This is a genomic window from Luteibacter sp. (assembly GCF_051958795.1).
Taxonomy (GTDB): domain Bacteria; phylum Pseudomonadota; class Gammaproteobacteria; order Xanthomonadales; family Rhodanobacteraceae; genus Luteibacter.
Window position 1 is genome coordinate 1 of record NZ_JBQCFT010000085.1, and the last position, 5,757, is coordinate 5,757.

Below are 5,757 nucleotides of genomic sequence, written 5' to 3' on the forward strand. Positions count from 1 at the left end.
GATCCGAAGGAACGCGCCGAGCACCTGATGCTGATCGACCTCGGCCGCAACGACGTCGGCCGCGTGAGCGAGGCGGGCACGGTCGAAGTCGGCGAGCGGTTCGTGATCGAGCGCTACAGCCACGTCATGCACATCGTCAGCGAGGTCACTGGCCGGCTGAAGGCCGGCATGAGCTACGCCGACGTGCTGCGCGCGACCTTTCCCGCCGGCACCGTCAGCGGCGCGCCCAAGATCCGCGCGCTGGAAATCATCCAGGAGCTGGAGCCGGTCAAGCGCAATGTCTATGCGGGCGCGATCGGCTACATCGGCTGGCACGGCGACGCCGACACCGCGATCGCGATCCGCACCGCCGTCATCCAGGACGGCCGCCCGCACGTGCAGGCGGGCGGCGGCGTCGTCTACGACTCCGACCCGGCAGCCGAGTGGGAAGAAACGATGAACAAGGGCAGGGCCCTATTCCGCGCAGTAGCCCAAGCCGCCAAGGGGCTGTAACGCGCCCTCGTAGGAGCCCACCCTGTGGGCGACATCTTTCGCGAGGGTGCTACAGGCCCTGCAGGTCTTTCGCGAAAGGCGTCGCCCACAGGGTGGGCTCCTACGACGGGATGGCAAGTTTGTAGCTTCATCCAACATGACCACCAGGGAGTCCGGTAATTCATGAAAGCTCGCATCGTTGCCATCTCGTTCGCCGCCATGCCCATGCTGGCATTCGCCCAAACCGCACCGCATATCGATGTCGCCGGCCACGCTGAGCGGCACGTGCAGCCGGATCGTTTCAGCATCAACATCAGGGTAGAGGCCTCGGACCCCAAGCCGGCCAAGGCGCGGTTACGGGTGGAAGAACAGATGGCCAAGGTTATGGCGGGCTTCCGCGCCAACCACGCGCTTCCCGAATCCATCGATGCCTCGACATTCTCGATCGGACCCCACAGCATTTATGTGGACGACAGAATGACCAACGATGGCTCCGAAGTGACCCGGACGGCATCTGCCACGTTCGCGCGCCTGGAAGATCTTCGCCACTTCATCGACGGCCTCGACACCGCTGGCGAGGAGCTACAGATCGTGGGTACATCCGTGTCCCGAAGCGACGCGAACACGATCGATTCCGAACTCCGCGAAGAGGCGATGCGCGATACGCAGCGCAAGGCGGAGCGCATTGCGAAGGCTTATGGCGTGAAGCTCGGCGGGCTCTACACGGTTTCCGACCAGCCTGCGCGAAACAACCGCTACGATGACGAAGGAATCATGGGCTTTGCCGCCGCGCCGAACAAAGCGCCACCCATCGACCTGACCGTCGGCAGCCTGAAAAAGGAAAGCAGCATTTACGCGACGTTCCTCCTCGATACCGCCAAGCCTTGATCGTATCGATGACATCGCTGCCGATGATTTAGCCCAACGTGACCCGCTACCTGTGCTTTCCTGTCATGGCTGCCCTGGCCTTACGCCAGGGCGGCCTGCTATCCAGTCCTGCGCAGCTGGCAGCGGCGCAGGAGACCTTGCATCAAAAGCGCGGGCGATGTGCGTTCTGTCGGAAGTGCCGCATCGGCTTCTTCCTCGCGCAGGCCTGCATTCGGAAAGATCCTTACGCCATCGCGGCGTTCTTTCGGCTGGCTGAGCGGGAAGGTGTTGTAGTCCGTGACGCCCAGATCGCCTTGCCCGTGGACGAGGCACTGGCGTGGATCGGCAGCGAGGCACGGGCAGGCACGGTCGTCCGCGGCAGCGTGCCTGAATTGATTCGTCGCTGGCGCAGACACGAAGCGATCAGAGAGGACGAATTGAAGCGGGGATTCAAGGACAGCCGTCTTGTCTGGACCATGCTTTTGATGAAGGCATCGCTGATCGACGGAGAAGGCGATGCGATGCGAGCCAGGCAAGCCTTCGAAATAGCCTACAAAGCGACGCCAGGGTGGTTGCCGGAAAGCGCGGCCATCCGCGACAAGCTCAATGCGCTAACGAACCTATCCGTCGAAGATGAGTCACCCGTATAGGTCGGCGTTCGCCTGGGATCCCGCTTGGCCGGTATTTTGCCGGGGAGTATCCTTGGTGAGCTGGTCCCAGTGAATATAAGAATCCCGCGGGTGTTTTGAGATGGTAACGAAGAAAATCATTGCCGCTGGTTCCATCGCTGTCATGGCGACCGTGTCATCGCCTTCGGAAGCGCGCACGCCGTTTACCAACGACGTCGCCTCGCGCACCCAGGTGCTGGCGCTGCTGGAATCGCTCAACGCCGACCTGCTCAGCCATCCCAGTGCCACACTCACCCTTGAGCGTTGGTGCGGCGAGCATGGGCTGGCACCGGAAGCGAAGATCGTGGCGCACCGGGTGAAGGGTCAGGACAAGCCGCTCGCGGCTGAAGACCGCGCGGCCCTGGGGATCAGTGCCGACGAGCCCGTGCGCTACCGTCGCGTGCAGCTCGCCTGCGGCAAACTTGTGCTTTCGGAAGCCGACAACTGGTATGTCCCGGCTCGGCTCACGCCCGAAATGAACCAGGTGCTCGACTCCACCGACGAGCCGTTCGGCAAGGTGGTGCAGCCCCTGCATTTCCGCCGCCAGACCATGAGCGCCGACCTGCTCTGGTCGCCGCTGCCCAAGGGTTGGGAAATGGACGCGCCGTTGCCTGCGTCAGGGCAGGGTCCTCTGGCCATTCCCCATGACGTCCTTCGCCACCGTGCCGTCCTGTACAACGAAGCCAACCAGCCCTTCAGCCTGGTGGTCGAAACCTATACCGCCGACGTATTGGCGTTCGGCAAGCGCTGACGCGTCAGTAGAGCTCGTTCATCAGGCGGAGATAATCGTCGACGGTCCAGAGATTGACCTTCTCGCCTTTTCTCTTGTGCCGCTTAAGGCCGTCTTCGACGTCGAACGCCAACATCGCAAGGCCGGAATCCCACGCGTGAAGCCAGTCAGGCTTCAGTTCCTGATCGAAGCGATCCGTGATCCTCAACTTCCCGGCCGGGAGCTCTACCTCCTGCGCGACATGGGTGAGCAGCTCATCGAACCGCTCGAAGTCCATCACGTCCCCATAGTTCGCACCATCGTAGAGTTCTCGTAGCGATAGGGTCTCGCGATCTGTCGGGAAGGCCATCGGAACTCCTGGTAGGAACACACGCCGCGTAGGTGGGTGGCGCCGACGTCATGGTATCCGGTCCCCGGGTGGCCGAATCGGGTAGCCCTTCTGGCCGAATTGCCGCAAACCCCCCGGGGCGCCCAAGCTGGTGGCGTACCCTCGGGGGAGTTTCCCAATGAGCGCCACGGCACCTGTTCGAAAAGCCCCGGTCGCCCGGCCGGCGGCAAGCCCCCTGGGCGCGATGCTTACCGTGGCCAATGCGCCGCGGATCGGGCCGCAGCCGAAGTCCCTGGATAAGGCCCTGGCCTCCGCCCAGCACTGGGTGCAGCTTTCCGATGCCCGCCGTCCCGACGCCATGTGGCTGGAGGCCGGGGCGATGATGCAGCGGATGGTGCCCCGGGCCGACTGGGTGCGTTACCTGCGAAAGATCCGCCTGGACCGTGGCGTCCTGGTCGGGCGCGAGTGGTTCGAGATGGCCCGCGTCCGGGACCCGGTCGGCCTGCCCGCCGGCGATTACCTCAACGTGATCTTCCTTGCCCATTACGCCAAGGCGGTGCTGTTCGAGACCGTGTCGCTGGCGCCAGGTAAGGAAGGCTGGTTGCCCGTGGGTTATGTGATCCGGCCGGTGCAGCGCGAGATCTCGTTCGTACAGTGAGGGCGCGCCTCGCCCCTTATCACCGTTGACACCGTCGCCAACCCCCCAATAGATTTCGCGAACGCCGGCGAGTGTGCCGGTGCACGGGGAAGCGATGAGCGTGTCGGGACATGCCAGCCCACTTTGGATCTCATCCAAAGGTGGCCCTCTGGTTTTGATGCATCGATCTCTATTGGGAACGTGGCAGGGCGCGTCCGGCAACGGTCGTGGCCACGGGTTTCCCACCGATTACGCGTGGGCATGCGCGGTCGAGGCCGAGGTCGACGTTTGCGGGGGCCTCCCTCAAATCCTCGTTCTGGGCGATGAGCCAGACGCCACATCCGTCCGCCACATGGGTGGCGATGTCGTGCTGGTTCGGTGGCGGGCTGCACCTTCGGCTGAAGCGATGGAGGCGGCGCTGCTGCGGTCAATCGCCAGCTTGCCCTTTACGACCGTCGCGCGATTCACAACGCATCGTGGAGATCACGTCCTCTTCGAAGCGGCTGACGTGGGCTGGGGCGCTAATCCCGCGGTCACCATCACGCTAGATGGCACGTCTTACGACGTCGCGAACGCTGTCCTGACGGACGATGAGGGCACCTCGGCGTTGCTTCATCGGCTTGCAAGGGTTGCCTGACCGTGATCTGGCCGTCCTGCACGTTCGCAATTGAAAGCTCGCGAGGCGATTGGGATGCGCTTTTGCTGCGAGATCCACAGAAAGAGTCGAATCCAAAATGAACTACGGTATGTATCGTGTACTGGGGCTCTTCGTAACGATAGGGGGCGAGGACGCGCGCTATGGCTTCGTCGCCACCTTGTACCTTGAAATGGGCACATTCGAAGCCATGCACGAAGCTGCCAGGGAACAACTTCTGGCGCGCATGGCCCGGCATGACGTGAGGCTGGTGGAAGAAGGCGCCTGTCGCACGCTTTGCGTCATCGTTGGGATGTACACGATTCCGCCGGAAAGCGATCTTTCGAAGAAACCGGATGGCTTCACGTTCTTCCGTCAGGACACGCTCTGGTCGCGAGTTAGCGGCGCCGCCGATAGTGCGTGGCGGCGATGGCGCCGGCCGGACCTGGTGCTTATCTAACTCCCGGGGATTGAGTCAGCCAAACCGCTTACCCCCTCTGGTGGAATTGCCGCCATCCACGAGGCCGCGCAATCTCGGCTCGCAGGGACCACGCAAAGGCCCCAAGGGGGCTTGGTGGCGATGTTCAGGATGCGGCTCTCAGGGTGTGGGCAGTTCTGGTGTGATGTCGGGACCGGCGCGGTCGTGCCGCGCCACGTCTATACTCCCGGGCAGGCCAACAGGGACCCTGCCATGAGCGAACACGAGACGCCCGTCCGCGAATACACGCGCCCACCGATGCTGCGTGGCGTGGATCCGCAGCGCATGAACTGGCTGTGGCAGTTGATCCTGCAGGCGACCGACCTGAAGCCGGAAGAGGTGAGGGCGGCGCTTGTTGCGATTGGTGTCGGTGCCACCGACAAGCGCATTGCGAGCTGGGGCGTCAGCGATCGGGACGAGAGCTATTTTCCGCTGAGCATTGCGGAGCTCGAGCGCAATTTGCGCGCGGTGGTCGCGGTGAAGCAGAAGCGTGCCGAGGCGGAAGCGAAGCAGGCTTCGGATGCGCCGGCTCCTGACGAGCCGGCGGCCTGACACACCAAAGATCTTCCGTCGTAGGAGCCCACCCTGTGGGCGACGCCGTTCGCGGAAGAGCTGCAGGGCCTGTGGCGTCTTCGCGAAAGATGTCGCCCACAGGGTGGGCTCCTACGATGGGTGTCGGGCCGTCAGGGCGCTTCAGGAATACCGGTTCGAAAGGAACTTGAAGAAGGCGCGGAGGCCTTGCGCCTCGCCGCCGCGCGGGTGTGCGGGGCGGTCGCCGTCGTTCCAGGCGTAGGTGTCGAGGTGCATCCAGTTCTGGCTTTCCGGCACGAAGCGCTCGAGGTACAGCGCCGCGGTGATCGCACCCGCATGGCGTGACGGGCCGGCGTTGGCGAAGTCGGCGATGTACGATTCCAGCATGCGGCGGTACGGGCGCCACAGGGGCA

The 5,757-nt window shown here is 63.6% G+C and carries 9 protein-coding genes and 1 pseudogene; 8 read left to right on the forward strand and 2 right to left on the reverse strand.

Features of this window, described 5'->3' with window-relative positions:
* The 4 genes from ACTHLF_RS04525 to ACTHLF_RS04540 all read left to right on the forward strand — a co-directional run.
* Window positions 1-492, forward strand: a 492-nt coding sequence (locus tag ACTHLF_RS04525) for an anthranilate synthase component I family protein (protein WP_440325241.1), incomplete at its 5' end; no start/stop codon positions are given.
* A gap of 204 nt (window positions 493-696) precedes the next feature.
* The gene (locus tag ACTHLF_RS04530) at window positions 697-1,359 is read left to right on the forward strand and encodes an SIMPL domain-containing protein (protein ID WP_440325243.1); all 663 of its coding nucleotides are present in this window, start codon (window positions 697-699) and stop codon (window positions 1,357-1,359) included.
* 38 nt (window positions 1,360-1,397) lie between these two features.
* Complete coding sequence (locus ACTHLF_RS04535) at window positions 1,398-1,988, forward strand: hypothetical protein (protein WP_440325245.1); 591 nt, start codon at window positions 1,398-1,400, stop codon at window positions 1,986-1,988.
* 100 nt (window positions 1,989-2,088) lie between these two features.
* Complete coding sequence (locus tag ACTHLF_RS04540) at window positions 2,089-2,757, forward strand: hypothetical protein (RefSeq protein ID WP_440325247.1); 669 nt, start codon at window positions 2,089-2,091, stop codon at window positions 2,755-2,757.
* A gap of 4 nt (window positions 2,758-2,761) precedes the next feature.
* Here the strand turns inward: ACTHLF_RS04540 and ACTHLF_RS04545 are convergent, their stop codons facing one another.
* Window positions 2,762-3,085 (reverse strand): hypothetical protein, encoded by a 324-nt coding sequence (locus tag ACTHLF_RS04545; RefSeq protein ID WP_440325249.1) that lies wholly within the window; start codon window positions 3,083-3,085, stop codon window positions 2,762-2,764.
* Window positions 3,086-3,242: 157 nt separating this feature from the next.
* Here ACTHLF_RS04545 and ACTHLF_RS04550 point away from each other — a divergent pair, with 157 nt between their 5' ends.
* The 4 genes from ACTHLF_RS04550 (at window position 3,243) to ACTHLF_RS04565 (ending at window position 5,365) form a co-directional block, all read left to right on the forward strand.
* Window positions 3,243-3,722 (forward strand): DUF4019 domain-containing protein, encoded by a 480-nt coding sequence (locus ACTHLF_RS04550; protein ID WP_440325250.1) that lies wholly within the window; start codon window positions 3,243-3,245, stop codon window positions 3,720-3,722.
* 94 nt (window positions 3,723-3,816) lie between these two features.
* Window positions 3,817-4,338 carry an Imm21 family immunity protein gene (locus tag ACTHLF_RS04555; protein ID WP_440325251.1) on the forward strand — a complete coding sequence of 174 codons (522 nt, stop codon included), beginning with the start codon at window positions 3,817-3,819 and terminating at the stop codon, window positions 4,336-4,338.
* Window positions 4,339-4,435: 97 nt separating this feature from the next.
* Window positions 4,436-4,795, forward strand: coding sequence for a hypothetical protein (locus ACTHLF_RS04560; RefSeq protein ID WP_440325252.1), 360 nt, complete (start codon window positions 4,436-4,438; stop codon window positions 4,793-4,795).
* 231 nt (window positions 4,796-5,026) lie between these two features.
* A complete protein-coding gene (locus tag ACTHLF_RS04565; protein WP_440325254.1) occupies window positions 5,027-5,365 on the forward strand; it encodes a hypothetical protein in 339 nt (112 codons plus the stop codon).
* A gap of 141 nt (window positions 5,366-5,506) precedes the next feature.
* On the opposite strand, the pseudogene ACTHLF_RS04570 reads toward ACTHLF_RS04565, so the two are convergent.
* Window positions 5,507-5,757 (reverse strand): annotated as a pseudogene (locus ACTHLF_RS04570) (leucyl aminopeptidase family protein); the annotation flags it as partial.